Source organism: Enterococcus sp. LJL51, assembly GCF_049894025.1.
In the GTDB taxonomy this organism is placed as follows: domain Bacteria; phylum Bacillota; class Bacilli; order Lactobacillales; family Enterococcaceae; genus Enterococcus_L.
This window is the reverse complement of record NZ_JBNEQE010000011.1, coordinates 79,880-104,821: the sequence shown is the minus strand read 5'-3', so window position 1 is coordinate 104,821 and position 24,942 is coordinate 79,880. Positions and strand designations below refer to the sequence as shown.

19 protein-coding genes are annotated in these 24,942 nt (G+C 39.3%); 3 read left to right on the top strand and 16 right to left on the bottom strand.

Annotated features, from left to right (window positions below; genetic code table 11):
• Nucleotides 1–89: 89 nt before the first annotated feature.
• The 10 genes from ACPWSO_RS11380 to ACPWSO_RS11335 all read right to left on the bottom strand — a co-directional run bounded on the left by ACPWSO_RS11380 (nucleotide 90) and on the right by ACPWSO_RS11335 (nucleotide 14,000).
• Complete coding sequence (locus ACPWSO_RS11380) at nucleotides 90–1,001, bottom strand: sensor histidine kinase (protein ID WP_426083412.1); 912 nt, start codon at nucleotides 999–1,001, stop codon at nucleotides 90–92.
• Entirely contained in the window at nucleotides 986–1,660 is a 675-nt protein-coding gene (locus tag ACPWSO_RS11375) for a response regulator transcription factor (RefSeq protein ID WP_426083410.1), read from the bottom strand. The genes ACPWSO_RS11380 and ACPWSO_RS11375 overlap by 16 nt, the downstream gene beginning before the upstream one ends.
• A 368-nt stretch (nucleotides 1,661–2,028) precedes the next feature.
• Nucleotides 2,029–3,393, bottom strand: a complete 1,365-nt coding sequence (gene rlmD / locus ACPWSO_RS11370) for a 23S rRNA (uracil(1939)-C(5))-methyltransferase RlmD (RefSeq protein WP_426083408.1) — start codon at nucleotides 3,391–3,393, stop codon at nucleotides 2,029–2,031.
• Nucleotides 3,394–3,856: 463 nt separating this feature from the next.
• Nucleotides 3,857–4,930: a diacylglycerol kinase gene (locus tag ACPWSO_RS11365; protein WP_426083406.1), complete on the bottom strand. Its 1,074-nt coding sequence runs from the start codon at nucleotides 4,928–4,930 to the stop codon at nucleotides 3,857–3,859.
• 18 nt (nucleotides 4,931–4,948) lie between these two features.
• Nucleotides 4,949–6,379, bottom strand: coding sequence for an Asp-tRNA(Asn)/Glu-tRNA(Gln) amidotransferase subunit GatB (gene gatB / locus ACPWSO_RS11360; protein WP_426083404.1), 1,431 nt, complete (start codon nucleotides 6,377–6,379; stop codon nucleotides 4,949–4,951).
• Nucleotides 6,379–7,848 (bottom strand): Asp-tRNA(Asn)/Glu-tRNA(Gln) amidotransferase subunit GatA, encoded by a 1,470-nt coding sequence (gene gatA / locus ACPWSO_RS11355; protein ID WP_426083402.1) that lies wholly within the window; start codon nucleotides 7,846–7,848, stop codon nucleotides 6,379–6,381. Before gatA ends, gatB begins: the two co-directional genes overlap by 1 nt.
• Nucleotides 7,848–8,153: an Asp-tRNA(Asn)/Glu-tRNA(Gln) amidotransferase subunit GatC gene (gatC, locus tag ACPWSO_RS11350; protein ID WP_426083400.1), complete on the bottom strand. Its 306-nt coding sequence runs from the start codon at nucleotides 8,151–8,153 to the stop codon at nucleotides 7,848–7,850. The genes gatA and gatC overlap by 1 nt, the downstream gene beginning before the upstream one ends.
• 174 nt (nucleotides 8,154–8,327) lie before the next feature.
• Nucleotides 8,328–10,364 carry an NAD-dependent DNA ligase LigA gene (ligA, locus tag ACPWSO_RS11345; RefSeq protein WP_426083398.1) on the bottom strand — a complete coding sequence of 679 codons (2,037 nt, stop codon included), beginning with the start codon at nucleotides 10,362–10,364 and terminating at the stop codon, nucleotides 8,328–8,330.
• 12 nt (nucleotides 10,365–10,376) lie between these two features.
• On the bottom strand, nucleotides 10,377–12,620 hold the full coding sequence (gene pcrA / locus ACPWSO_RS11340) for a DNA helicase PcrA (RefSeq protein ID WP_426083396.1): 2,244 nt from the start codon (nucleotides 12,618–12,620) through the stop codon (nucleotides 10,377–10,379).
• A gap of 183 nt (nucleotides 12,621–12,803) precedes the next feature.
• Nucleotides 12,804–14,000, bottom strand: coding sequence for an EpaQ family protein (locus ACPWSO_RS11335; protein WP_426083395.1), 1,197 nt, complete (start codon nucleotides 13,998–14,000; stop codon nucleotides 12,804–12,806).
• Between the two features lie 310 nt (nucleotides 14,001–14,310).
• Here ACPWSO_RS11335 and ACPWSO_RS11330 point away from each other — a divergent pair, with 310 nt between their 5' ends.
• The 3 genes from ACPWSO_RS11330 to ACPWSO_RS11320 are packed head-to-tail and all read left to right on the top strand — an operon-like array spanning nucleotide 14,311 to nucleotide 17,909.
• Nucleotides 14,311–15,063 carry a DeoR/GlpR family DNA-binding transcription regulator gene (locus ACPWSO_RS11330; protein WP_426083393.1) on the top strand — a complete coding sequence of 251 codons (753 nt, stop codon included), beginning with the start codon at nucleotides 14,311–14,313 and terminating at the stop codon, nucleotides 15,061–15,063.
• The gene (gene pfkB / locus ACPWSO_RS11325; RefSeq protein WP_426083391.1) at nucleotides 15,060–15,971 is read left to right on the top strand and encodes a 1-phosphofructokinase; all 912 of its coding nucleotides are present in this window, start codon (nucleotides 15,060–15,062) and stop codon (nucleotides 15,969–15,971) included. Before ACPWSO_RS11330 ends, pfkB begins: the two co-directional genes overlap by 4 nt.
• A 12-nt stretch (nucleotides 15,972–15,983) precedes the next feature.
• Entirely contained in the window at nucleotides 15,984–17,909 is a 1,926-nt protein-coding gene (locus tag ACPWSO_RS11320; RefSeq protein WP_426083390.1) for a PTS fructose transporter subunit IIABC, read from the top strand.
• Nucleotides 17,910–18,349: 440 nt separating this feature from the next.
• Here ACPWSO_RS11320 and ACPWSO_RS11315 read toward each other — a convergent pair whose 3' ends face one another.
• The 6 genes from ACPWSO_RS11315 to tig form a co-directional block, all read right to left on the bottom strand.
• Entirely contained in the window at nucleotides 18,350–19,081 is a 732-nt protein-coding gene (locus ACPWSO_RS11315) for an ABC transporter permease (protein ID WP_426083388.1), read from the bottom strand.
• Nucleotides 19,074–20,000, bottom strand: coding sequence for an ATP-binding cassette domain-containing protein (locus ACPWSO_RS11310; protein ID WP_426083386.1), 927 nt, complete (start codon nucleotides 19,998–20,000; stop codon nucleotides 19,074–19,076). The genes ACPWSO_RS11315 and ACPWSO_RS11310 overlap by 8 nt, the downstream gene beginning before the upstream one ends.
• Before the next feature lie 61 nt (nucleotides 20,001–20,061).
• Complete coding sequence (locus ACPWSO_RS11305; RefSeq protein ID WP_426083384.1) at nucleotides 20,062–20,979, bottom strand: sensor histidine kinase; 918 nt, start codon at nucleotides 20,977–20,979, stop codon at nucleotides 20,062–20,064.
• A gap of 2 nt (nucleotides 20,980–20,981) precedes the next feature.
• Complete coding sequence (locus tag ACPWSO_RS11300) at nucleotides 20,982–21,674, bottom strand: response regulator transcription factor (RefSeq protein WP_426083382.1); 693 nt, start codon at nucleotides 21,672–21,674, stop codon at nucleotides 20,982–20,984.
• 360 nt (nucleotides 21,675–22,034) lie between these two features.
• Nucleotides 22,035–23,369, bottom strand: coding sequence for a hypothetical protein (locus ACPWSO_RS11295; RefSeq protein WP_426083380.1), 1,335 nt, complete (start codon nucleotides 23,367–23,369; stop codon nucleotides 22,035–22,037).
• A 274-nt stretch (nucleotides 23,370–23,643) separates the two neighbouring features.
• Entirely contained in the window at nucleotides 23,644–24,927 is a 1,284-nt protein-coding gene (gene tig, locus ACPWSO_RS11290) for a trigger factor (protein WP_426083378.1), read from the bottom strand.
• Between the last annotated feature and the right edge of the window lie 15 nt (nucleotides 24,928–24,942).

Genomic DNA, 24,942 nt, shown 5'->3' with positions numbered 1-24,942 from the left:
TAGCCCATATTGCTCTTCTTACAATATAGGCTATCATATAAAAGTGTTCAGTTCGTTTCGAAAAAATCACAGTATTGAAATATTTAACTTCATAATAATAAAAAAATTGAGAACGTACTTCCACTTCCTTTAGCCGATTTCACTTTTATATAGCCTTGTTCCATTTGAATTATTTTTCGTGCTAAATATAATCCAACACCAATACCATCACTGTTTTCAACATCTAGAGAGCGGTAAAAGCGTGAGAAAATCTTTCCTTGCTCCTCTTCTGATATCCCTATCCCTGTATCAATTACATCTATCCGGGCAAACATTTGGTATGGAATAACACGAATGGTTACATTCCCACCTTTTGGCGTATACTTTATGGCATTGTCTACAATATTAGAAACTGCTTCAATTGTCCATTTCAAATCAAATTCTGCAGATACAGAAGTCGGTTCTATCGTTAATTTAACCGCTTTTTTCTTTGCGGATGAAGTGAACTGCTGACCTATTGCTTGAAGAATAAGATTGATATTCTCTTTTTTGCTGTTAATAGTAATCATGTCAGTTTCCAGCCGTGCTGTTTTTACTAATGACTGAATAAGAAAATCTAATTTTTGGGCTTGTTCTTTTACAATGGATAACTCATTAGAACAGCTGTCGACTTGTTCAGTTATTAATTCTGTATACAGCAATATGTTAGAAATCGGAACTGCACTTTGATGGGAAATATCTGTAATCAGCATGTGAACAGCTTCTTTTTGCTTTTCAAGTTTTAAAACAGAGGCCTCTTTTGCTAAAACATAATGCTTCAAAGAATTTTCTAAATATGAGCATTTCGTTTCATCGAATGTTATATCCGAAAATTTCCCATTCATGGATGAATCGACCATCTCCTGCAATACATCTATCAATTTGTTTTCCCGTTTTCTATAATATAACCTCATCATAAAAAACAAAACTGTTATTGCCGAAAGTATTAAGATTAAAGCTATCCTTATTACATTATTGTCCATGTATAGCCAACTCCATATACTGTTTTGATATATTCCCGATTTTTTGCTTCATATTCAAGTTTATCTCTCAATCTTTTTATACTTACTGTTAATGCATGTTCATCCACATATTCACTGTCTCCATCCCAAATTTTATCTATTAAGTATTCTCTCTTCACTGTTGCGCCCTTATTTTCTATCAAAATTCTTAATAATTTTTGCTCAGTTTTACTTAGTTCTACAGAAATGCCCTGAACAAAAAACAGCATTTTATCAAAATTAAAATTGAATGTATCTGTAACGTACTGGGCAGGAGACAAATTTTGTTGTCTCAACTGTACCTCAACACGTGCACGCAGTACCATCAAACTAAACGGTTTTGTGATGTAGTCATTGGCTCCTAACTCCAATCCCACTACGATATCTAATTCCGAGTTATTTGAGGTAATAATTATTATTGGCATATCATATTTTTGCCGTAGCTCCTTGAGAAAATCTAAACCATTCCCATCTGGTAAGTGAACGTCCAGCAAAATCAGCTGTATACTATTTTTATTTAATACTTCTCTAGCTGATTTTATCGTTTGGCACTGAATAAAGCTGATGCTATCTTTTTTTAAAGACAACCTGATTCCATCATTTAATTTTCTGTCATCCTCGATAATTAGAATTGTATTCATTTTTAAACTCCATCCGTTTAATTTAACTATGGTAGTATAGTTCATTTTAAGTTTATTTGATTAATTTATTATCTTTTTTGATAAGACTGTAAAAACTAATATATTGAATAAAAGCAGCATTTTCGCCCAGTATAAGGTAAACCACTCGTTAGGCTTTTATGGAAATGCTAAAGACTCTCTTAGCTCTCCTTTAACTATTACTAAATAACTCTATTTTACATGAATCCATCATACTGAGCTATATCGATTTAAGCTTGCTTTTATAATTCCTTTCTTAAATCTTTAAATAATCACACTCTACTTGCATCTTTCATCTGAACTAATCAAAAAAAGGAACCTGGGTTTACAGGCTCCTCATTTTCATTTTTCTATTTTCTTTCCAACAGTGTTACAGATTCTACATGGTGCGTTTGTGGGAAGAGATCCACCGGCTGAATCTTTTTCACTTCGTACTCTTCATTAAACTGTTTTAAATCTCTTGCCAGGGTTGCCGGATTACAAGAGATATAGATAATTCGTTCCGGCTTCATTTCCATTGATGTTTCAATAAAAGCAGTTGTTAGACCTTTTCTTGGCGGGTCAACGACCAATACAGTCGGATGAATTCCAGTTTCTTTCAATTTCTGCATCACCTTCTCAGCAGCACCAACTTTGAATGTCGCGTTTTCGATGCCATTGGTAAAGGCATTAATTTTCGCATCATCAATCGCTTCTTTAACGATTTCTACACCATAAACCTGCTTCACACGGTCAGCCATTGACAACCCAATGGTTCCAATACCGCAGTAAGCATCAATTACGATATCCTCTTTTGTCAAACCGGCAAAGTCCATTGCTGTCTGATAAAGGTACTCAGTCTGCTCAGTATTCACCTGATAAAATGAAGGAGCCGAAATACGGTAGGTTTTTCCAAGCAGCTGATCTTCGATGTATTCTTTGCCGTACAGCACTTTAGACTCTTTACCTAAAATAACATTTGTCTGATCTGGATTAATATTTTGAATAATTGAAACTACTTCCGGAAGCTCTTTAAGAATCTCTTCGACAATTTGCTCATGCTTAAAGATTTTTCCAGTTCTGGTTACTAGTACCACCATCATCTGATGAGAATAATGTCCACGGCGAATAATAATGTGCCGCAGGTTTCCTACGTGTGATTTTTCGTCATAAATTTTCACGCTGAAACGTCCCAAAATATCACGAATGGTTAATATGGCCTGATCGATTACCGGATCCTGAATATAGAAATCCTGAATCGGCACTAAATCATGGCTATTTTTTCTGTAAAAACCTGTTTCCAGCTGTCCATCAATTTTCCGAACAGGAATCTGGGCTTTATTACGATAGCCTTTCGGCTCGGCCATCCCAATCGTTGGAAGCACAGGTACGTCCGGCAATTTACTGATTTTGCTTAAAACATTTTCCAGTTGTCTCTGTTTGAATAAAAGCTGTGCCTCATAGGTCATATGCTGTAAAGGTGCAATTCCTGTCCGCAGCAAGCTCTCATCGGTTAACGCAACTCGATCCGGACTTTCTGTCAGACGTTCCAAAACTTTTCCATAGCCAAACTTGTTTCCTACTTTCAGCACCAGTACTTTTACTTTTTCTCCCGGTAAGCTATTTTCAATAAATAATGGATAATGATCTACTTTTCCAACACCAAGCCCTTCATGGGTCAGGTCAATAATTTCTATTTCAATTGTCTCATTCTTTTTTACAGGATATGTCTTCATAATTAGCCCCTTCTTTTTATCGCTTGTTTCATTCTAATGAAAAAGTATCAGAAAAGCAACCAGCTTTCAATTAAGTCTGAAAGTTTCTCATCATATAAATAGGACAGGAGATAATCAGTTTTCACTTCTTCCTTTACTCTAAAACCGAATAAACAGTATCCCAGTCTTTGCATGCTTCGATGACTGGAACGTAGCGAGAACGTTAGACGCGCTTGCAGGAACCTATCTCTTTGCTAAATGAAGTCTTTGGAAATAAGCCGAATAAGTCCCAAAATAGGAAAAACTCCAAGTATATCTCAAGCAACAGCAACTCGGTTCTCAGAGTTGAATACTTTTTTGATAATCTCGTTCTGCTTTTCTAACTCTTTCTTACAGAAAAAAAAACCGAGACATTTTCTAAAAAATGTCTCGGAACGCAATCAATTATGTTTGTGTGCTGGTTATTTCAATCAGCAATAGGCTATTACTTTTCAACTGTTTCATCTTCTTTACCAGCTATTTTTCCGTCTCCATCAATATCCTGGTCAGTTAACCGTTCTACCTCTTTAACGAAATCCTTCGTGATTTCCTGATAATCACCGTCATCCTCCGACGTATCATCTTCAGCGCCAATCACAGCTTCCGAAGGAATATCATCTAAATTGGCAAACATCTCAATATGCTGATGCAGATTCTTAAAGGTCATCGGTGCTTCGCCGCCATATTCACCGTCAAGATTAATCAGCATACGGTTTTCTTCATCCAATGTTTCCGCATGAAGATAATTTGTTTTTGTATAGATTACCCGATTATCCTCTACATGCTTCCCGCCATTCATCATCAGAGCAACCAGATGAACAATTTCAAAGATATTGGCTGTTTTAACAATAATAAGAGAGAACTTTCCATCGTCCAGCTTTGCGTCCGGAGCAATTTGCTCAAAACCGCCCACAGAGTTAGTCAATCCTAGAAAGAACATTGAAGCATTTCCTTCATAAACTCCTTCATCATAGGTCATCCGCATCCGAATTGGCTTGACTCTAGGCAGCATTTCCGCTCCCTTTACAAGATAAGCAAGATAGCCAAAGATGCTTTTCAACTCTGAAGGAACCTCATAAGTTAATTCAGTTAGATGACCGCCAGCAGCAATATTGATGAAATAGTTCTCTGCTGCTTTGCCTATATCCATCTTAACTGTCTGGTTTTTCTTAATAACCTTGGCTGCTTCCAAAATGTTGTTTCTTGGAATTTTTAGTGCCCGGGCGTAATCATTGGTGGTGCCGGCGGGAATGACTGCCATCAGCGGACGGTTATCAAGAGGTGCAATCCCGTTCACAACCTCATTAATCGTTCCATCTCCACCAGCAGCCACAATCAAATCAAATCCTTGTAAAGCGGCCCTTCTAGCTTCATTTTTTGCGGAATCCGGTTCTGGTGTTGTCGCAAAAGAGCTTGCTTCGTATCCAGATTCCTCCAATACATTCAGAATATCCGCCAGATTTCTTTTCACCAGCTCTTTTCCTGATTTTGGATTATAAATGACTCTTGCTTTTTTCATATGCTGTCAGCTGCTTTCTTATCGTTTGGCTAACTCTTCTTGCAATAGCTTATTCACGATGCCCGGATTAGCCTTGCCTTTGGTCGCTTTCATAATTTGTCCAACAAGGAAACCAACCGCACGGTCTTTTCCATTTTTAAAGTCATCAACAGACTGTTGATTGTTATCCAGTACTTCATTGATGATTGGCAGAAGTTGTGCAGGATCAGATAATTGAACCAAACCTTTTGCTTCAACGACTTCTTTTGCAGCTCCGCCGTTTTCAATCAGTTCTTTAAAGACTGTTTTCGCAATTTTTGAACTGATTGTACCATCAGCAATCAGCTGAATCATTTCAGCGAGATTTTCCGGTGTCAGTTTTGTATCAAGCAGCTCCATCTTTTCACTGTTCAGATAAGCCGAAACCTCACCCATTAACCAGTTGGAGGCTTGCTTTGAATCGGCTCCAGCAGCTAATGTGTCTTCGAAAAAGTCAGACATTTCTTTTGTTAGTGTTAAGACCATTGCATCATATTCCGGTAAGCCCAGCTCTTCAACATAACGTTGACGTCGAGAAGCCGGTAGTTCAGGCAGACTTTCCCGCACCTTTTCAATCCATGCATCATCAATGACAAAACGAGGAATATCAGGCTCAGGGAAATAACGATAATCGCTTGATCCTTCTTTTACACGCATTAATAGAGTTTTGTTGGTTGCTTCGTCAAAACGGCGTGTCTCCTGTTGGATTTCTCCGCCGGAAAGTAAAACCTTTGCCTGACGTTTCTCTTCAAAAGCCAATCCTTTTTTTACAAAGCTCATGGAGTTCAGATTTTTCAACTCTGCTTTTGTACCAAATTCTTCCTGACCATATGGACGTAGAGAAATATTGGCATCACAACGCATAGAGCCTTCTTCCATCTTCACATCAGATACTTCCGTAAACAGAATAATTGAACGTAGTGCTTCCAAATAAGCATAAGCTTCCCCAGGAGAACGCATGTCAGCTTCAGAAACAATTTCAATCAGTGGTGTTCCCTGACGATTTAAATCCACATAAGAGTACCCGTCTGTTCCATGGATATTTTTCCCAGCGTCTTCTTCTAAATGTACGCGTTCAATACGAATAATTTTCTTTTCGCCTTCGACTTCAATTTCAATCCAGCCGTCATGACCGATAGGCTGATCAAATTGAGAAATCTGATAAGCTTTCGGATTATCCGGATAAAAATAATTTTTACGGTCAAAATGAGTATCTTTGGAAATTTGACAATTTAATGCCAGTGCAGCTTTCATTCCGAACTCTAAAGCTGTTTTATTCATAACAGGCAATACCCCAGGATATCCCCAGTCGATGACAGTTGTGTTACTATTTGGTTCAGCGCCAAAATGAGCTGGAGCCGGTGAAAAGATTTTAGAGTTTGTTTTCAATTCTACATGGACTTCTAAACCAATAACTGTTTCAAAATTCATTAATCGTTCCCCCCTAAAATCACTGGTTTCTTTTTATGAAAATCGGTTGCCTGTTCAAATGCATAGGCAGCCTTGTACATTGTTTGTTCATCAAAGGCTTTCCCAATCAGCTGCAGACCAACCGGCAGACCTTCTGAAAATCCCGCTGGAATAGACATCCCAGGCAGACCAGCCAAATTAACAGGGATAGTCAAAATATCATTCATATACATTGTAATCGGATCATTGATGTTTTCACCAAGTCCATAAGCCACCGTAGGAGCTGCTGGTCCAATGATTAAATCATAATCTGCAAATACCTTGTCAAAATCACGCATAATCAGTGTCCGAACCTGACCCGCTTTCTTAAAGTGTGCATCATAATAACCTGCACTTAGCGAGAAGGTACCAAGCATAATCCGGCGTTTCACTTCCATACCGAAGCCTTCTGTCCGTGAGTTAACATAGACATCTTCTAAATTCTGGACATTTTCTGAACGGTAGCCATAGCGGATGCCGTCAAAACGCTGCAGGTTAGAGCTGGCTTCTGAAGAAGCAATAATATAGTATACAGCTACACCATATTTAGAGTGCGGCAGGCTAACTTCATCAATTGTTGCTCCTAAAGCTTTGAAGGTATCGACGGCTTTCATTATTGCTTCCCGAACATCTGGAGCAACGCCTTCGCCTAAGTACTCTTTTGGAAGAGCAATTTTCATTCCCTTGATGTCTCCTGTTAATCCTTCTGTAAAATCAGGAACAGAAGCGCCGGCGGACGTGCCGTCTTTTGGATCAAATCCGCTAATTGCATTTAATGCCAATGCATTATCTTTAACGTTTCTAGTCAGTGGTCCAATTTGATCGAGACTGGAAGAAAATGCAATCAGTCCATAACGGGAAACCCGGCCATAAGTGGGCTTCATTCCTACAATACCATTAAACGCAGCTGGTTGACGGATACTTCCGCCTGTATCACTCCCCAAAGAAACAGGAATCTGGCCGGCTGCTACTGCTGCTGCTGAACCGCCGGATGAACCGCCGGGAACCTTAGTCGCATCCCAAGCATTTTTAGTTTTCTTGAAAGCAGAATTTTCTGTACTTCCGCCCATAGCAAATTCATCCATGTTTAGTTTTCCAACAGGAATCAAATCAGCCTGATACACTTTATCCATAACTGTAGCATTATAAATAGGATTAAAGTTATGCAGTATTTTAGATGCTGCGGTTGTTCTGATATCTTTCGTTACAATATTATCCTTAATACCAATTGGAATTCCGGCAAGAGGATTTGACTCAGTAATTCCTTTGCGGTCAATTGCCTCAGCCAAGTTCATTGCCTTTTCTTCATTAAGGGTAATAAAAGCATCGACGTCTTTTTCAGTCTCTTTGATGCGGTCTAATGTAGTTTTTGTCAAATCGACTGCTGTAATCTCCCTTGATACAAGCAGATCATGCAGCTCTGTTAATGATTTATCATGTAATTTCGCCATTATGCACCAGCCTCCCCGTTGTCCATGATTGCCGGCACTTTAATATAACCGTCCTGTGAATCAGGTACATTTCTCATCAAATCAGTTCTATCTGTTCCCGGCACTGACTGATCTTCTCTCATCACATTAATTGTTTCAACAACATTTGACGTAAAAGGAACGCCTTCCGTATCCACTTCCTCAAGAAGTTCAACCATATCGATTATTTTCCCTAACTGTTCAGTAAAACCTGTCAGTTCTTCTGGTGAAAATGACAGCTTTGCCAGCTTGGCCACATGCTTTACTTGTTCTTCACTGATTGCCATAAATACCCTTCTTTCCTCTATAAGTGCGAGTGTTCGTCTTAAAAAGACATTTTTTTATATTCTATCATAAAAAATATCTGATATTTGAAAGAGATACAGAAAAACATGAAAATCTTCTGATTTCTTTATTTCTTACTTCTATTTAGCTGGCTGCTGAAGTGCCGAAGCCAATTTTTATTCTACATGGCTGTTATCCAATGCTTCTACCATCTGAGCTTCCGACCAGACTTCCACACCTAGACTCTCTGCTTTAGCAAGCTTGCTTCCAGCTTCTGCTCCAGCCACAACGATATCTGTTTTTTTCGATACGCTACCCGTGACCTTCCCGCCTAAACTTTCAATTTTTTCTTTTGCTTCTTCTCGATTATATTTTTCCAGCTTGCCAGTCAGTACAACCGTTTTATCCTTAAAAGGAGACTCAACTGCTTCCAGCTGTGCAGCACGCAGCCCTTTATATTCCAGATTTACTCCAGCCTGTTCCAGTTCGCTCATCAGCTCATGAACTTCTTCATTTTCGAAGTAAGTTACTAGACTATCGGCAATAATTTCACCAATAGAATCAAGAGCAACCACCTCTTCTTTCCCAGCTGCAGCTATTGTACGTAAATCACCAAAATGTTCAGCTAGTACTTTCGCAGCTTTCGCACCAACATGACGAATTCCTAATCCAAAGATTAACCGCTCTACAGAGTTACCTTTACTTGCCATAATTGCTGTGTAGATATTATGTGCTGCTTTCTCCTTAATTTTGTCCAAAGTCATTAACTGTTCTTCTGTCAGAAAATATAAGTCGGCAACATCTGCAACTAATTCCTTATCGTACATCTGCTCTAAAACACGAGGACCCAGACCATCAATATTCATGGCATTTCTTGAGACAAAGTGACTAAGACCTTCTTTAATTTGAGCCGGACATTTTGGATTGATACAACGTAAAGCAACCTCTTCATCTAAATGTACCAGCTCGCTGTCACAGATAGGACAATGAGTAGGCGCTTCAAATGCCTTGCTGTCTGCTGGACGCTTGTCTACAAGTACCTGAGAAACCTCTGGTATAATATCTCCGGCTTTGTAGATAATCACATGATCCTTTAAGCGAATGCCCTTCATGTTGATGAAATCAACATTATGAAGGCTAGCCCGGCTAACAGTAGTTCCAGCGACACGTACAGGGGTCATTACTGCTGTTGGCGTCACCACTCCTGTTCGGCCAATCGTCCATTCGATATCCTCAATAACTGTTTCGGCCTCTTCTGGCGGAAACTTATAAGCGATTGCCCAGCGTGGTGCTTTTACAGTGAAGCCTAGTTCATCCTGAACGGCAAAATCATTAACCTTAATAACAATACCATCAATCTCATAGGGCAGCTGTTCCCGTTTTTCATGATATTCTTCGATATACCGCCATACCTCATCGATATCCTTGCATAACGTTCGCTCCGGATTTGTCCGCAAACCAATTTCTCCCAGCTCATTTAGCGCATCAAACTGTGTTTCAGCCTCCATAGGTCCGAAATCAGCCACTGTATATAAAAATGTACTCAAGTTTCGCTTTGCTGTAATAGCCGAATCCAGCTGCCGTAGACTACCTGCTGCCGCATTTCTTGGATTAGCAAAAATATCCTGTCCGGCTTCTTCCCGTTCTTTGTTAAGGTTAACGAATGATTTCTTAGGCATGTAGCACTCTCCACGGACTTCAATAGAGATGGGACGCTTCAGCTTTAAAGGAATCGATTTAACGGTTTTCAAATTTTCAGTAATGTTTTCACCTACTGTCCCGTCTCCCCTCGTTGCTCCTTGAACGAAATTCCCATTTTCATATTTGAGAGAAATAGCTAAACCATCGATTTTCAGTTCACAGCAGTAGCTGACTTGTTTGCCAGCCAGTTTCTGAACCCGTTCATCAAATGCATAGATATCTTCTTTTGAAAAACCATCGTTCAAGCTGTACATCGGTACCTCATGAGTTACTTTTTCAAAGCCGGCAAGAATCTTGCCTCCAACCCGCTGAGTAGGCGAATCAGAGGTAATCAAATCCGGGAAGGCTTCTTCTATGTCTACCAGCTCCTGATACAGCCGATCATAAACATAGTCTTCTACTGTTGGCTGATCTTCTACATAATATTCATGGGAATAATTGTTCAGCTGTACCCGTAATTCCTTTGCGCGTTCTGTTGCATCACTTAAAGTCAACGGCTGATTTTTTTCCATCTAACTAACCTCCTAGATTTTCTCTATTGGAGCAAAAGCTGCCAGTAAACGCTTGATTCCCTTTTCTGGAAAAGCAATATCCAGCTCTAAGTCTTTGCCTGTGCCGCCAACTCTGACAATGGTTCCTGTTCCCCAGGCTTTATGCTTCACCTTATCTCCGGCATTCCAATCCAGTGCTTCGCCCCCACTGGCTGTTTTTGCAGAAACCGATTTCTGTACCGGTTGGTTATAAATCGGCTTAAATATTTTAGGATCACGTGCAGGCACTGCTCTCTGCTGCGCAGCGAAATCAATTCCCCGACGATCAAACAGTTCCTCTTCAATTTCCTCTAAAAATCGGCTTGGTCGATTATACTGTGTTTTTCCATATAGAGTCCGGGAGTAAGCGTTAGTCATAAACAATACTTCTTCTGCTCTTGTAATGCCTACATAAGCCAGACGCCGTTCTTCCTCCAGCTCGCTTTCCTCAAGCATCGCACGAGATAGCGGGAAAATCCCTTCTTCCATACCAATTAGGAACACCACTGGAAATTCCAAACCCTTGGCTGCATGAAGAGTCATCAGTGTTACTTGAGAAGAACTTTCTTCTAAGTCATCAATATCTGATACCAGTGCTAAATCGTTTAGAAAAACCGCTAATTTTTCTTCCGGTGCTTCAGCATTTTCCTCGTCCTGCTGAGCATAACGCTTATCGAACTCCTGTGTAACTGTCAGAAACTCATCCAAGTTTTCCAGACGTGACTGAGATTCCAAATTATTCTGTCTAATCAAGTCATCCTTGTAGCCGCTGCGGTCTAATATTTCTTTAACCAGCTCCGTAATTGTCAAGTAAGGAATCATTTGAGTTAATTCTTGAATCATCAATCCAAACCCGCCTAACTCCTTGCCTGCCTTTCCAGAAATGTTTGCAAGCTCAACATTTTGAGCAGCTTCCAGCATTGGCCAGCCGTGCATATCTGCAAATTGTCGAAGCTTTTCAATCGAGGTTTTTCCAATTCCCCGTTTTGGAGAATTGACAATCCGTTCAAAGCTTAGCGAATCCATAGGATTAGAAAGGATATTTAAATAACCAAGAATATCCTTAATTTCTTTCCGGTCATAGAATTTATGCCCGCCGACCATTGTATACGGAATATTTGATTTCAACAGCATTTCTTCCATTACACGTGACTGAGCATTGGTTCTATACAAGACTGCAAAATCACCATAAATCCGTTCGTTTTCCTGTATTTCTTTTTGTATCTGCTGGACAATGAACTGAGTCTCATCCCGCTCGCTGTTCCCTCGGTAATATACAATTTTTTCCCCGTCCAGATTGTCAGTCCATAAGTTTTTATCTTTACGGTTTCTATTATTTTGTATCACGTTGTTTGCTGCTGCCAAAATTTTCTTGGTTGAACGGTAGTTCTGTTCTAAAAGAATGACAGAGGCGTTGGGGTAGTCAGTTTCAAAATCAAGAATGTTCTGCATATCAGCTCCCCGCCAGCCATAAATGCTTTGATCCGCATCTCCTACAACACAAAGATTGCGAAAACGTTCCGCCAGCATATTAACAAGCATGTACTGCGCATGGTTCGTATCTTGATACTCGTCTACATGAATATAGTGAAACTTGTTTTGATAGTATGCTAGCGTATCTGGATGTTCTTCAAACAACCGAATCGTATTCATAATCAAATCATCAAAATCCATACACTGATTGTTTCGAAGCTCTCTTTGATAAAAAGCATAACATTTGGCTGCGATTTCCTCATAAAGACTCCCCTGAAGCTTCGCCATTTTTTCCGGTGTCTGCAAGGCATTTTTCGCATTGCTGATGGTCCCAAGAATTGTCCGCGGATCGTACTTCTTTGGGTCAATATTCAATTCTGCCAGTACCCGCTTCATCAGTGTCCGTTGTTCTGAAGAATCAATAATCGTAAAATTTCGATTATAACCAATCTGATCAATATCCCGACGAAGAATCCGCACACACATCGAGTGAAAAGTCGAAATCCAAACATCTTCTCCTCCATGCTCCATAAGGCGTACAACCCGTTCCTTCATTTCTTTTGCAGCTTTATTCGTAAAGGTAATCGCCAGAATATTCCAGGGATTCACTCCTTTTTCTTCTATCAAGTAAGCAATTCGATGTGTCAGCACTCTGGTTTTGCCGCTGCCGGCGCCGGCCATCACTAAAAGAGGTCCTTCCGTATGAAGAACAGCTTCTGCTTGTCTAGGATTCATTCCCTGAACCAAGGTATTCTTTGGAGCCATTTCAACGTCCTCCCTTTAATTTCAATCCTTACTATTATACCAAAAGTAGCCCTGAAATTCTCTAAAAACAATTACTCTGATAGGATTTTATTCTAAAAACGCTTAAATACCAAATTAGCTAAGAAAACAAAAAAGACAGCGCGTAAAACAGCCGCTGTCCAGACTTACATTATAAATGAACCATTAAATTTCGATGTCAGTACTTTCTGCTTTTGCCGCTTCAGCTACACGCTCATTTGAAACTGGTAATTCAGCTTCATTTGATTGGCTGATAAAGACAGCTAAGAAAATAAACAGAAGAGATATCCAATGGAAAGAATTTAGGTAGTTTTCCATAAACGCATGAAGACCCACCATCAGAAAAGCGGATAAGCTAATAACCTGATTTATCGAATATTCTTTCTGCTTTCGCCAAAACAAGAGACCTAAGATACCGCCAAAAAGAAGAATATAGCCGATTAAGCCATAGGCACCTAAAACATCAAGATACGCATTGTGTGCAGGTAAATTGAGTACAGGATCGTGAAATGTTCCTTTCATTCCAATAAGTATGCTACTAGTAGAGTTCTTCCATGCTCTGAAAAAGTACATCCAAATATCTACACGTCCGCTAAATGATGTTCCAAATCCATCAAAAGCGACAACAACATAGGAAATTACTGGAGCAAAAATAAACAGACCACTATAGATACTTAGCCAAAAATTTCTTTTTTTTGCGATTTTTTGAATAGCCGGTACAAATTTGATTATAAACATAAGAGCAACAAAAATGAAGAGGGCAATCATCGAAGTCCATGATTTACAAAGTAAAACAGTCATCATAGCAACAACAGCAAGTATCAATTGAAAAATCACGGTATATTCTGTTTCCAATTTATCCAGCATAATAATTCCCAGCATTGTTACAAAGAGTACTGAACCAGCTATTAGATTTACATTCATCCACAAAGAACTGCTGCCAATTTCAAATGTTGCCAAAATCATTTTTACCAAAGCAATAACCGAATACAAACTACTAAAACCTAAAAAAGTAAAACAATATTTCTTATCCATTTTTACTTTGCTGCCAAAAAATATGAAAGCTAAAACAAATGGAATTTGTGAATAAAAACGGAGGTAACCCATATTGTCTTGATAAAAAATAATAGGCACTGCCATCAATATAGTAATAAATCCAGTCCATAACCAATCTTTTTTAGTAAAGTCAGACAGAGAGGTCCCTAGTATAACTAAAAAGGCAATAGTAAAAATTGTCCCTATATGCTGACTAGCTGCACTAGTCAGTATACCGTAGCCGCTCCAGACTACTGCACAGGTGGCCACCATGAGGAACAGCGACACAAGCTTCGCAATCTCTTTGACACGTATTTCTTCTTTCATTTTCAACATCCTAACATCCTTATTTTGTTAATTCGGTTATAAACCAGTTTTCATTTATCAAACATTTAAAAATAAAAAATAGAGCTATGTATTTCTGATTTATTACCTTTTTTCCTTATCTAGCTTAACAAACAATCATCCAACACACCAGACCAAAAAAGATTTTTTTGTAAAAAATCGCAAATAAATTTCAAAACAAAAAAACATTTATAATTTCTTCTCAAATGAATGTTTTTGAAATTAAATGAACGTTTTTGATTGATTTAGATAAAGCATCATGATATGATAGCAAATGAAAAGAGGGATGTAAATGCTTACAGAAGAGCGTCATCAAAAAATAATGGAGCTGCTGAACAAGCACTCAATCGTTAAATCCCAGGAACTTTCCTTAGTTTTAAACGCGTCAGAATCAACAATAAGACGAGATTTACAAGAACTGGAAGCCGCTGATTTATTGGAACGAATTCACGGAGGCGCCAAGCTTCGCTCAGATTTGGGTACTGAACAGACGATGAACGAAAAAACAATCAAAAACATTCAAGAAAAACAATTAATCGCTAAACTAGCTGCTGAAAAGGTAACGGATGGTGATGTTATCTATCTTGATGCTGGTTCAACTACCCTTGAAATGATTCCTTATCTAGCTGAAAAGAAAATTACAGCTGTGACCAACTCTGTACATCATGCAGCCAAGCTCATTGATTTAAATATCAACACAATCATCTTAGGTGGAACATTGAAGCTTTCAACTAAAGCAATTGTCGGTGCAACCAGCTTAGAGCAATTAAGACAGTTTCGTTTCAGCAAAGTATTTATGGGCATGAACGGCATCCATTCAGAGTTTGGCTTGACCACTCCTGATCCGGAAGAGGCCTCTGTAAAAAGACTAGCCATTCAGCATGGCGAGCAGGCATTTATCCTGGCAGATCATACCAAGCTGAATAAAGTTACTTTTACTAAGGTTGCAGACATCGAACAGGTCATTTTACTTGTAGATCACTGTCCGAAAGATTTATTACCTGAATTTCAAAAGAAAACGATTATCCAGGAGGTAGAAAAATGATTTATACCATAACTTTAAATCCTTCAATTGACTATATTGTCCATATAGATGAAGTCAATCTTGGAAAATTGAATCGAATGAAATCCGATTTGAAGCTTCCAGGTGGAAAAGGAATCAACGTTTCTAGAATTCTAAAAAGAATAGGAATTGAGTCTACTGCTCTGGGATTCATAGGCGGCTTCACAGGAAACTTCATCAACGACTGGCTCCACAAAGAAAAAGTAGCAACAGACTTTGTTTCTATTGCAGCGGATACCCGAATTAACATCAAGCTAAAATCCACTGTTGAAACCGAGATAAACGGAGCGGGACCAATCATCCTTGAAGCAGAAATGACACAGCTGAAAAACCAACTGTCCCACTTAACCGCTGAAGATGTTGTCATCCTATCCGGCAGTACGCCAGCTGCTCTTGAAAAAGGTTTTTACGGCGAATTAATTGCATTGATTAAGCAATGCAACGCTCAATTTGTTATTGATACAACTGGAGCGGATTTAAAAAATGCTCTTCCTCATAAACCACTATTGGTTAAACCTAATAATCATGAATTAGCTGAGCTATATCAGACATCCTTTCAAACGGTGGATGACATTCTACCTTACGGAAAATCCTTGCTAAAGACTGGTGCTCAGTATGCAATCGTTTCAATGGCTGGAGACGGGGCACTCTTATTTACTAATCAAGCTGTTTACCGCTCCAATATCTTAAAACGGCCTTTGAAAAACTCTGTTGGTGCCGGAGATTCGATGATTGCCGGCTTTGTAGGAAAATTTGTAGAAACCAATGATCCAGTTGAAGCATTTAAATGGAGTGTTGCCTCCGGCAGTGCCACAGCTTTCTCAGACGATTTGGCTTCTGGCGATTTTATAAATGAACTGCTGCATGAAGTAGAAATTGAACAATTATAAGGGGGAATTAATGTGAATATCAAAGATTTACTTGTCAAAGACGTAATGATTATGGACCTTCAAGCTACGGATAAGCAGGGAGCTATTAATGAGATGGTTGCAAAGATGTATGCAGGCGGTCGTATTTCAGATATCGAAACCTACAAACAAGGTATACTCGATCGTGAAGCCCAAACCTCTACCGGCTTAGGAGACGGCATTGCCATGCCCCATGCCAAAAACAAAGCAGTCAAAGAAGCTACTGTCCTTTTTGCAAAAAGTAGTGCCGGCGTGGATTACGAGGCTTTAGATGGACAACCGACCTATCTGTTCTTCATGATTGCTGCACCGGAAGGGGCAAACGATACTCATCTGCAGGCTCTTGCTGCATTATCAAGATTGCTTGTTAATCCTGAATTTGTAGCTCAGCTAAAAGAAACACAGACACCTGAAGAAGTTCAAAACCTGTTTCAGGAGGCTGAACAGCAAAAAGCAAAAGAAGAACAGCTGGAGTTGGAACAGGAACAAGCAGCAACGAACAGCAATCGGAAATTTATCGTTGCTGTTACGGCTTGTCCTACTGGAATTGCCCACACCTATATGGCAGAAGACGCTTTAAAGAAAATGGCGAAGGAAATGGGTGTCGATATCAAGGTAGAGACAAACGGTTCTGAAGGAATCAAACATCGACTAACCGCCGAAGACATTAAACGTGCAGAAGGTGTGATTGTTGCGGCTGATAAGAAAGTAGAAATGAATCGGTTTGATGGAAAAAAACTAGTCAATCGTCCAGTTAGCGATGGCATTCGGAAACCGCAGGAACTAATTGAAACAGCTCTTAATGGCAGCGCTCCGGTCTTTCACGGCCACGGATCAGACTCTTCCTCTGAAGACTCTGCAGCTGATGGTTCTATCGGTTCACGTATTTACAAAGATTTGATGAATGGAGTTTCTCATATGCTGCCATTTGTTATCGGCGGCGGAATTGCTATTGCCCTATCCTTCATGATTGACCAGTTTTTTGGCGTTCCTCAGGATCAGCTTTCTAGTTTGGGAAATTATAACGAAATAGCCAGTTGGTTCAATCAAATCGGTAGTGCTGCCTTTGGTTTTATGCTTCCTGTTTTGGCTGGTTTTATCGCATCAAGTATTGCAGATCGCCCCGGATTGATTGTCGGCTTTGCTGCTGGAGCGTTAGCAAATACTGGCGGTGCTGGGTTTCTAGGCGCTTTAATCGGCGGTTTCCTGGCCGGCTATATTATTATTGGTCTGAAAAAACTATTTAGCTATCTGCCAAAATCATTAGATGGGATTAAAGCAATTTTGTTCTACCCAGTATTTGGTTTGCTGATTACTGGTGGTGCCATGCTATTACTTAATATTCCAATGAAATTTATCAATGACAGCCTAAATAGTTTCCTACTGAGTCTTGACGGAACCAATGCTGCTTTACTGGGAGCTTTGTTGGCCGGCATGATGGCAATTGACCTAGGTGGTCCAATTAATAAAGCAGCTTATGTCTTTGGGACAGCCTCTATTGCAGCTTCTCTGACAGAAGGCGGCAGTGTCATCATGGCAGCTGTAATGGCTGGTGGCATGGTTCCTCCATTGGCAATCTTTATTGCTACTCTGCTATTTAAAAATAAGTTTACACAAGATCAAAAAGATGCCGGTTTGACAAATCTAGTTATGGGTCTATCCTTTGTTACAGAAGGAGCGATTCCTTTTGCTGCTGCTGACCCGCTGCGTGTCATCCCTGGTTTTGTTGCCGGCTCTGCACTAACTGGTGCTTTAGTTGGCGGAATGGGGATTCGTCTCTTAGCTCCTCACGGCGGAATCTTCGTTGCATTATTATTATCCAACCCCGTGATGTATTTACTCTTTATTGCGATTGGTGCAGCAGTATCAGCAGTAATCGTCGGTTTAATAAAAAAGCCTGTAGCTAAAACAGCGGTTTAATTACAAAATTTTGATAAAATTAGTGAATGAATGAACTGTCTAAAATAGAGGTTGTGACAGAAGTGTTCAGCTTCAAGCAATAAGGCGGAAATTCCGAAAATTGTTCCACAAATTTTTGCGAATTTCCGCCTTATTGTCGAAGAAGTTACTTCTGAAACACCGTTTATCCGGATTTAAGGGACTGAGGCATACTAATGTCACAGCCCCTATTTTAATAAGTATCGTTAAAAGGAAAAAACTAAAGAAAAACCTTGAAGAACGCAGCTTTAAGTAAAGAAAAGTAGCGTAGAGATAAAACAGCGATGATCTTTTCTTTTTAGAAAAGAGAAAACATAGTTTCATCTATCTTCGTTTTTTTTCCGAAAAGGAAAGAACTATCCTTTTCTATGAGGGGTGTCTGCTTATCAGCATTTTCCTCTCTCATCCCAAATCCTCCCTACTCATAAATCCTGCCTTTTAAATGTCCAAATAGCCAGCAGACAGCCTAAAAGTCCTGATATCACAATTGAAGCCAGACACACATACCAGTAAATACTTCCGTCGTCTATCAATTGTAAGATACTGACAGCTGACCAAGGAACTACACTTCCTAATGGAAGCATCTCCAGAGATATTTGTGATCCAGCTACCTGAAGTCCGGTAAACAGTAAGGTGAACAGAATCGCTGGATAAAAAAGTGTTCTTTGTTTGACAGCTATCCACAATACCGGCATGAAAGCTACAAAACTAAAAGTCCCAGTTTTTACAAGACCTGTCCAAACTAAAGATATGCCTTGACTAACTATACTTGAGTCATAGAATAAAAAGCTGCCGATTATGGTAATTAAAACGGTTGATGCCAGCGTCAAAAGATACCAGATAGCCCAAACAATAAGCTTCGCTGCAATAAAATAACTACGCTTCACTGGAGCAGTCAAATTATTAATCACTGTCTTTTCTTCATATTCTTTTTGAATCAGCTGAGTGATGACGAGTCCGCTTATCACTGGAAAAATCATGTAGAGGAACATCGAAATGCCTTGCATCCATTCTTGATATGAAAAGAGGGTTTCATCTATCAACAGGCTTTTCAATATAAACAGTACAGGAACTGCACAAACAATCAGAAACCCAATACCTATCATTCTATTTTTCTTAACCTTTCGCAGTTCAGCAGCTAGTACATTATCCACTAATACCACCTCCTGTAAGCAGCTTAAAATGATCTTCTAAATTACTGATTTTCTGCTCCAGATGGGTGATACCTATCCCATTATCAATCAACGCTTTCCCAATAAAAGAAATAGAGACTTTTTTATCATATATTTTGATAAAACCAGATTCTTCAACAGTATATTTCTCGATGCCAAGCTCGTTTTCCAACTGATAAACAGTCCTCTTTATATCTTCTGTCTTTAGCAAGATATACTCTACTGCCCGTTCTTCTAACTCAGCAACTGAGCATTCTTCCAGTAAAACACCGTTATGAACAATCCCTATATCGTCCGCAAGCAAAGTAATTTCTGAAAGAATATGACTGGAGATAATAATAGTTTTGCCCTGTTCTCGGCTCAAGTCTTTTAAAAAGACGCGCATCTCAGCAATTCCAATTGGATCAAGTCCATTGGTCGGTTCATCAAGAATCAAAAGCTCTGGGTCATTCAGTATAGCATTAGCAATTCCTAACCGCTGCTTCATCCCCATAGAATACGCTGAAAAGGGTTTTTGGTCCTCGAAAGGCAGTCCCACCACTGTCAATGCCTGTTCTACTGCAGATTTGCTAATCGTTCCACGAAGCCGGGCAAATATTTTCAGATTCTCTGTGCCTGTTAGATGTGCGTAAAAGCAAGGCGTCTCAATGATTGAACCAACTCTTGGATACAGTTTTTCTTCATTCTGTTTAAGTGGCTGGTTAAACAACCAGATATCCCCCGATGAAACAGCCGTCAAGCCTAGAATCATTTTCATTATTGTTGTTTTTCCTGCACCGTTCCTTCCTATGAGACCATAAATTCTACCTTTTTTCACAGACATGTCAATACCGCCTATAACTACCTGATCTCCATATTTTTTGGTAAGACGACTTGTTGATAGTACAAGAGGTTTTTCCATATTGTTTTTCCTCCCTTCAATCAAATCATAGCAAACACACCTTGTTAAAACCTTGCTGAAATCATGACTTAATCATACTTTTTGAAAATACGATACTAAAGGTCGTCCCTGTCCCCTGCTCACTCTCGACAGAAAGCTGCCCAGCTAATTTATAAACAAGCTCCTGCGCAATTGAAAGTCCCAAGCCGTTACTATGAACGGAGCGGGCATTATCGCATTTATATAATCTTTGAAAAATATGCGGCAGTTCTTCTGCCGCTATACCTACTCCATTATCTGATATTTTTATTACAACTGAATCGGAACGATTGCCGATTGATAGAGACAAGCAGCTTGCTTCGCTGTGATGAAGGATGTTGGAAAAAATATTGCTCAAAATCCGATGATATGCTGTCTTGTCTGTCCATATGAAAATGGGCTCTTCAGGAATGTCAAACTGCAGCTGCAGTCCTCCAGCCTCAAAATCTGCCAGCCAATCCGCTACTACCTGTCTGGTGTATTCACTCAAATTTTCCTTTTCAAACGTGTAAACCTCTTCGCCAGATTCCAACTTGGACCATTCAAACAGTGTCTCTACATACTTGCTTAAATGTATCGCCTTATTTTTAGCAGTTTCAAAAAGCTGCTGCTGTTCATGTGAAAGAGGTTCACTGCTTAAAACATCCAAATAAGCCATTAATGAAGTCAACGGTGTCCGAATATCATGAGATAGACCTGTAACCAGCTTTTTATAAGCTGCTTCCGCTTTGTCTAGTTCTACCGCCCGTATCTTAGCTTGAATAACAACTTCGTTGATTTTATAAACGACTTCACTCGTTATATCCCCTTCACAAGCGTATAATCTGCGGTCAAGATTACCAGCTGCCACATCATCCAGTGTTTCAGAAATAGCCGCTAGCTGTTTCTTCGTTTTTCCAGCTGCCAGGTACTGAAGCACGATAATTGCGCACAAGCCAATCAACATAGTATATAAAATCATCCTTATACCTCCGGGTTAAATCTGTAGCCAATACCATGCACCGTTTCAATATAATCAAGCTGAAGCTGTTCATTTCTAATTTTCTTCCTCAGTTTACTAATGAACGACATAATATTGCTGTCGTCGTAAGCATAAGTCCCCTTCCACACATAGGTATAGATTTGTTCTTTTGTGTAAACCCGTCCCTGTTCAGAGGCGAGAAAATAGAGCAGCTCGAACTCTTTTGCAGTGAGCCGCAGCAGAGAATCATTCAGCTTGGCCTGCCGCTTAGAATAATCTAGTATAAGACCAGGAAAATGCAGCTGTTCTCCTTCATCCGGCTGACTGAAAACTGTATACCTGCGAATCATCGACTGAACTCTGGCAATCAGCTCGTTAAGCAGAAAAGGCTTCGTTAAATAATCATCAGCCCCCATGCGTAGTCCAGATACCTTATCTATCTCGGAATCCCTTGCTGTAAGCATCAAAACTGGAACTGTACTGGTTTTTCTAATCTCTGTCAACAGTTCAAAACCACTTTTATCCGGCAGCATTACGTCCAGTAAAACTAGAGAAAAACGACCTTTACGAAACGCAGTCAAACCTTCTTGACCAGCATAACTAACGACTGCATGGTAGCCTTCCAGCTGTAGCTGCCTTTTCAAGAGCTGACAAAGTTCTTTATCATCGTCTACTATCAAAATGTTCTTTGTCATCAAATCCTCTTCTTCCTGTTTTAAATTATCAAGTTTTTAACATTCTTGCCATATTTGCAAGTTTTAGCAACCAGCCTCATTCATAATAATCGATAAAAATGCTGCTTTACAAAATTTTCTCAGACAAGCTCACTTTTATTATATAAAGTCTGCTTAGTAAACTCAAATTGACCTTAGCCAAATCACGAAACCAACTTGGGAAACCTCCCAAATAAAATACTCATAATATAAATAAATAAAAAAATAAGAGTTTGGGATAATAACAAATTCCCAAACCCTTAGTCTGCCTAAATCCAAATAAACGGTCTATTTCTTAAAATAAAGCACTTTTATCCTAGCCTTTTATCTCTAATCATGCAATTATTCTTCTCTGTGTACAAGACTTAACTCATCCGGATCTAACTGATCTGCGCTTAAAAACGCTACTCTCAGATGATTTTCTGCTTTTTTCAAATCAAAATACACAGCTTCTTCTTTCTGATTCATATTACTGATATTCGCATCAAACAATCTATGCTGAAGCTCATCCAACGGAAGCTCTTTAAGTGCATCATCCGGCAAGTAAAAGCGTAAAACTGCTAAGTAAGATTCATATTTCTCATCTACTACCTTGATTTCCAGATATTGTCTTATGTAGAATTCATACGCTGAAACGCCTCTATCTAGAGCCAATTCAGGATTAACTACACGATAATTCATCATTTTCTTACCAGGATGATCAATCCAAGGGAAGTATGCCTGAACATTTAAAATCCCCTTTGTTCGATTTTCTGAATAAAGATTCCGCAGGTAATCGCTGCTGCGTGTTACAAAAAAAGTAGCCTTCTTCTTTTCAACAGGCTGGAGCTGATCGTTCTGATATTGAACAGTCTGAACAACCTGGTCAATAAAAGCAAATTCAATAACCGGTGCCTTCAGGATTCCTACGCCGTTATTCCAAACCAGCTGATCCACGCCAATCTGTTCTCTATAGAATTGCTGAAAATCTTGATTGACCTCTGCATCCCATTTGAACGGATTGATAAACAATGAGATTTTCACTACATCGTTTTTCAATTCTTCAATCGTCTGGACACGTTGTACTTCCTGAAAAATTTGTTTGGGAATAATCTGATAATACAAGCTGGAGTAATACATTTTCCAACAAGAAGTCAGACAAAGACCTTTAAAAAATATATCATAGCCGGCTAGCTGATTGCAGTCAACAACCACTTCTTTGTTATTGTTGTATCTTTTCGGCAGCTGCCTAAGCTCGTCTGCAGTCTCAAAATCACGTTTATCCGGACGTTCTACATTATTGTAAAGATACTCATCCAAAGAGCGTACATACCCGTAAATACCACATTTTTCCATTCTAGTGTCACAATAGTTCTCTATCATTCCTTGATACTTTGAGAATACCTCAGCATCAAGAATATTTCGCTCCATGATAGATAAACCGGAAACATGTATTTGAAATTCTCCACCATCTGCGTGGAGCTTCAGCCAGAGATTATCCTTTTCTGTCAATTGTTCAAATCGATCCTTGATTGCGAATAAATCAAACGGCTGTGTATCATCATCGTCTATCCGATAGTATTGGGGATCTGTCAGAATTCTTATAAAACTTAGCCAGTCTTTCAACAGCTCTGTTAATTCTTCAGAAGAGCTGCTTCTCAATTGAGCCATCATGTACATTTTTCCAGTTTTTTTCATTCTATCCCCTCCTTCATCATTAGTTAGTAAATTATCGATAGCAATCTCTATCAGACAGTGACTATCTCATTGGTTTTGTTTAGTCTATCAATCTGTTTCAAAAAAGTACTATAACAAATAATTAAATGTGCCGAAACAACTTGTACAAGCAAAACTACATAATTAAACTATAGCATACGGTTATCGATTATGCTATTTATGCTGACTTGTATGAATGAAACAAAAAATGAGACCGGACGAAGCCCGACCTCATTTTCAATTCAGCATACCTGGTTTATTTTTCAGTCGCTGTTTCAGTTACTACTTCAACAGCCTTCTTCATGCGGATATCATGTTTCAGCATATCTTCAGTCAGCACACGGCGAACTTGATCTTCCGGCATATTGTATTGTTCAGCCAAATCTTTGATTTCAGCTTCAATATCTGCTTCAGATACTTCAATAGCTTCTGCATCTGCAATTGCTTCAATCACAAGATTGGTTTTTGTACGAGTTTCCGCTTCCCCTTCAAACTGCTTATGCAGGTCTGCTTCAGTTGTACCAGTTAACTGGTAGTACATATCAGGAGCGATTCCTTGACGCTGCATGTTGTTTAGGAATTCATCCATCGAACGGTGAACTTCATCGTGCACCATCACATGTGGTAAATCAACGATTTCAGCATTTTCAACGGCTAAACGAATAGCTGCTTCATCTTTCGCTTCTTCAGCAGCTGCTACTTTAGCATCAGTCAGCTCTGTACGGTATTTTTCTTTCAACTCAGCTAATGTTTCAATTGAATCATCTACATCTTTTGCAAAATCATCATCCAGTTCAGGTAATTCTTTTGCTTTCACTTCATGGATTTTAACATTGAATACAGCATCTTGACCAGCTAAATCTTCAGCTTGGTAATCTTCTGGGAAAGTAACCTTTACTTCTGTTTCTTCACCGGCTTTTTTACCTACCAGCTGTGCTTCAAAGCCAGGAATAAATGAGTTTGAACCCAACTCAAGAGCGTAATTTTCACCTTTTCCGCCTTCAAATGCTTCACCATCTTTGAAGCCTTCAAAGTCAATAACTACAGTATCGCCGTCTACAGCTGCTTCATCTTCTTTAATAACCAGTTCAGCTAAAGATTCCTGTTCACGCTTCAAACGTGCATCAACATCTTCCTCTGTTACTTCACGGTCTTGTTTTTCAACTGTCAGATTTTTGTATTCACCAAGTTTTACTTCTGGTTTTACAGTTACTTCTGCAGTGATAACCCAGTCTTCACCTTTATTCATGCTTTCAACGTCAATTTTAGGTTGAGAAACTGGTTCGATAGCTGCTTCTTTTACCGCTGCTTCATATGACTCTGGTAAAACAGCATTCAATGCATCTTCGTACAATGCTTCTTCACCATACATACGGTTAAATACTTGACGAGATACTTTCCCTTTACGGAAACCTGGAACATTCAGGTTTTTCTTTACTTTGTTAAAAGCTTGTACTAAGCCTTTTTCGATTGTTTGGCTATCGATTGAAAAAGTTAACACACCATCATTCGTGCCCTTTTTTTCCCATTTCGCAGACATTAAATTCCCTCCGAA